Origin of the sequence: Mediterraneibacter sp. 210702-DFI.3.120 (assembly GCF_020561005.1) — a bacterium.
GTDB classification, from domain to species: domain Bacteria; phylum Bacillota; class Clostridia; order Lachnospirales; family Lachnospiraceae; genus Mediterraneibacter; species Mediterraneibacter faecis.
This window is the reverse complement of the sequence record NZ_JAJCNG010000050.1, coordinates 1-3,956: the sequence shown is the minus strand read 5'-3', so window position 1 is coordinate 3,956 and position 3,956 is coordinate 1. Positions and strand designations below refer to the sequence as shown.

Genomic DNA, 3,956 nt, shown 5'->3' with positions numbered 1-3,956 from the left:
AAGCGTGAGGAACGCAAGGACAGGCTCCACCAGAACTACTTGAAGCGGAAAGCCAATGGTAAACAGAAAGAGTATGAGGAGCGCACGAAAGCCAAGAAAAAAGCGGAGATTGAAGCCAGAAAACAGGCAATCCGCACCGAGGATATTGCCAGAGGGGTATTTATCCCGGTGAGCAGTTTGCCGCAGCTGGGACCGAGAAAGGGAGCGTGATTTTATGAAAGAGTTGAAACCGAGAATCCATGAGAACGGTATGGACTATGTGTTGGTGGGCGACTACTATGTGCCGGACTTGAAGCTGCCGGAGGAACGCCGACCTATTGGGCATTGGGGACGATTGCACCAGTCCTATCTGAAATTGCACCGTCCCATGCTTTACAACGAGCTAATTTTGTCCGGCAGGCTCCACACCGTCGTTGCCGATCTGAACGAGCAGGCGGCAGACAGGCTGGACTTGATTATCCGGCAGATGATGAAAGCCGAGGGCGTGACCGAAGCCATGAAAGCGGAAAATCAGATGTTATGGGTGCAGTCAATGAACTCCATCCGCTGCCGGGCAGAGGAAATCATCAAGACGGAACTAATCTACTGTTGAGAGAGGTAAAGCTATGATTTTGGAAGCCATGTATAATGGGGAGTTTTATCCCTGCGAGACAGTTGTACCTACATCACCGGAATACCGAAAGGCAGTCATAGCCTGTGAAAAGCTCATGGAGCAGTTGTCCCAGCGGCTCAGCAAAGAGGACTATGAGCTGGTGCAGGAACTCCGGGCGCAGACAGCAATCGCCCAATGTGAAGAAAGTGAAAGTCACTTCAAGTATGGCTTTTCCGCTGGGCTGATGTTCAGCAGGAAGCCCATGAACAAGTGCAGCAGAAGAAAGAAAAATAGATGAAGAAAGCCGCCTGAGCAGAAAGAAACTGTTCGGGCGGTTTCAGCATTCGCCAGTAGATTTATTCACACTCTTGTGATAAAATTTACTACAATAAAGAGCGTGATAGCACTAATTTTATGGGGGGATGCTTAATGAATAGAATTTTGAAAAAATTTTTACAGCGGGGTGTCGATTTAAGTCCTGTGGGAGTTGAACTCCGTGAGGATAATACAAATTATTTTTGTACCCCAAAAGGGGCATCGGTTTTTGGATGGGCAGGGATAGATGGTATCCACTTCTGTTTCATTCGTGGATTTGGAGAGATGGTTTTCTCTGTCAGCCCCATGAATACTTCTCCTGATTATGTTCATCCAGTAGCTGAAAATTTTACCGACTTTCTGCGGCTTATACTGGCTTGTGGTGATGTGGCGGCAGTGGAACAAGCGTGGATGTGGAACGAAGCACAGTTTGAAGCCTTTCTCAATGAAAACCCTACAACCCAGGAACAACAGCAAACTTTATCGGAAATTTCAGAGAAGATGAATTTGTTGCCTATGGAACAACCGTGGACATATATCAAAAACCTGCAATCTTCCTTTGATTACAGTCAGATTAAATACACAGAAGATTATTACGATAATGATATGACTTCAGAGGCAGAATTGGTTGCCCCTGAATGGAAGGTCTACTTTGATGGAGATTTCTGGGGACATCGAGGTAAAGACCGTGCCGGAAAAGAGATCAAGCTGGATAAACAATTCGATTGGGCTGGATATCATTGGGTAATTCCGGCAGCTTATTCATGTAGCAAAGGACTTGTCGTTGATTTTTGTATGCGAGTTGATTCAGAAAGCATCCGTGACTTCATGAAAAAATGGAATCTGGACTGGGAAAATGACTCATGTGAAAATTTTACCCGTGAGCAACAGATGCAGATGGAATGGGAAAACCCACTTTGTTTTAACTTCAAACCTTGCTTGAAGTTAAACGAGAAAATATTACAGACAACCCATGGCTGCGCTGTGAGCTTTAATCCTTGTCTGCCAGATGGCGTTATCAATGAGTTGGAAGCAAAATGGGCAATCGACCATTATGGGCTGGATAGTACTTATGGCTGGGTCATATGCAGAGACGTATTTCCTTGGGGAACCAAGCATCACCCTGAAATCAATAAACTTTTTCTTACAATGGAGCAGCAACCAGGACAAGTTCCAGGCTCACATTTCAAAGTTCACGCACCCGGAGATTCATTTATGTTTTCCCATCCTGTTAGCGGAATAACCCATACACTGACCGTGCAGGAAATAGAACAGCAGACAGTTCCTCAAAATAGTTTTGGTTCTGATCGCTGGATTTATCCGACACATTATATTGCCATGAGTTATACACTTACCCCTGAACCGATGGAGAACATTTCGGTTTTTGACTGTGATGAAGGCGATAGACCGATAGAAGTTACACCAGACGATCATTCGTTCCGTCCAGTTGGCAGTAGTTCCTGTTTTGTTGTTGGTGTTATTGGTGGTGCAGATGGTCCGACAGCAGTTATATATGGAACAAATTCACAAGAAAAACTTCATGCTGCTTGTTCTGCTCTGCACTTTGAACCGGTTGGTGATGATGTCGAGTGGCGTATCGTGTTCAATGTTACGCAGTTTGACAAAGAAACATTCCCAATTATCTAAAAATACCCTTAGAACTCTAAGGGCGCACTTCTATACTCTCTGTCGAGAGTAGTGCGTCCTGCGGAGCTTCATTCTCTGTCAGCAGAAGAAAACTGCCTGACCTCGAATGTTTCCGTCACTTCGTTTCGACAAGGTGGCTACACCCCCTTGCGCCGCTTATGCGGCTATCCCCTGTGGACTTGCCGTCCGCAAACAGCATGAAATGCTGTTCGCCGCCAGCAAGTTTGATTTTGAAAATCCAACTAAAAGGAGAAGCATAATTATGAAACGGAAATTGGTAATGTTACTAACTATTGTAGCGGTTCTCGCAGTAGGGATTGGTATCTGGTACAATGTTCCTATTAACTTGATGGATTTGGAACATGATGAAGTTATAGAAATTGTCGTATTCAATGGAAATACTGGAAATGCAACTCACATCACAGATGAGACACAAATCGAACATATTATTGAAAATCTAAATGAAATCAAGTTAAAAAGGTCGAAGCCGTCTGTTGGTTATTCTGGATATAGCTTTAAGATGACCATTTATTTATCCGATGGTAATGAAGCCGATGATTGGAATAACTTTATCATCAATTCCGATGATACTATTCGGAAAGACCCTTTCTTTTACAAGGTGGTTTCAGAAAAAATTGATTATGATTATATAGCTGGTATCGTAAACTAAAGTGAGATAATCATTGCAACTGAATACTAAAAAACAGACCGTTGATACACATGACCGTGTGAAAAAATCAGCGGTCTTTTTTTATACCCATTTTCAAAAAAGAAGGTCATGAAACATGGCAAAAACGAAAACCCTCGACCAGCTTAGAGCCGAAAAAGAACAAGCTGAAGCTCAGCTTCTTCAGGAACAGCACAAGCTCCAAAGGCTGGAACAGAGGAAGAAACACTATGAGAAAGGCGAACGCAAGAAACGCACCCACCGCCTTTGCAATCTGGGCGGCATGGTGGAAAGCGTTGCCCCGGAGGTTAAGGACTTGACACGCACCGAAATGACAGAGCTGATGGAACACATCTTTTCTCTGTCCGAAGTCCAGCGAGCCGTCCGTCACATGGCGATTACCCACATCAACAAAGCGAACGGAGGAAAGGAGTTGAAAGCCGATGGCACTATTTCATCTGAGTGTCACGCAGACTAAGCGAAGCGCAGGACAGTCCGCTATCGCTTCTGCTGCCTACCGAGCCGGGGAGCGATTGTATAGCGAGTATTACGGCGAATACAGCGACTACACCCGCAAGGGCGGCGTGATCTGCTCTGACATTCTCTTGCCGTCCCATGCTCCCCCGGAATTTGCAGACCGTCAGACCTTGTGGAACGCCGTGGAAAAAGCCGAGCGTGGTAAGAACGCCCAGCTTGCATACAGCTTTGACATTGCCTTGCAGAATGAATTTTCCC

The 3,956-nt window shown here is 45.1% G+C and carries 6 protein-coding genes and 1 pseudogene; all 7 read left to right on the top strand.

The window, feature by feature from the left end; all coding sequences use genetic code 11:
• Positions 1–210, top strand: a pseudogene (locus tag LI162_RS15015) (hypothetical protein); the annotation flags it as partial.
• Between the two features lie 4 nt (positions 211–214).
• Complete coding sequence (locus tag LI162_RS15010) at positions 215–592, top strand: TnpV protein (RefSeq protein ID WP_005944774.1); 378 nt, start codon at positions 215–217, stop codon at positions 590–592.
• 13 nt (positions 593–605) lie between these two features.
• Complete coding sequence (locus LI162_RS15005; RefSeq protein WP_005944778.1) at positions 606–890, top strand: DUF6809 family protein; 285 nt, start codon at positions 606–608, stop codon at positions 888–890.
• 131 nt (positions 891–1,021) lie between these two features.
• Complete coding sequence (locus LI162_RS15000) at positions 1,022–2,554, top strand: hypothetical protein (RefSeq protein ID WP_015573038.1); 1,533 nt, start codon at positions 1,022–1,024, stop codon at positions 2,552–2,554.
• Between the two features lie 106 nt (positions 2,555–2,660).
• Positions 2,661–3,224 carry a hypothetical protein gene (locus tag LI162_RS14995; protein ID WP_227156861.1) on the top strand — a complete coding sequence of 188 codons (564 nt, stop codon included), beginning with the start codon at positions 2,661–2,663 and terminating at the stop codon, positions 3,222–3,224.
• A gap of 115 nt (positions 3,225–3,339) precedes the next feature.
• Positions 3,340–3,699 (top strand): DUF3847 domain-containing protein, encoded by a 360-nt coding sequence (locus tag LI162_RS14990; protein WP_120120820.1) that lies wholly within the window; start codon positions 3,340–3,342, stop codon positions 3,697–3,699.
• Positions 3,665–3,956: MobA/MobL family protein (locus LI162_RS14985; RefSeq protein WP_227156860.1), on the top strand; the 292-nt coding region annotated here is incomplete at its 3' end. The genes LI162_RS14990 and LI162_RS14985, both read left to right, overlap by 35 nt.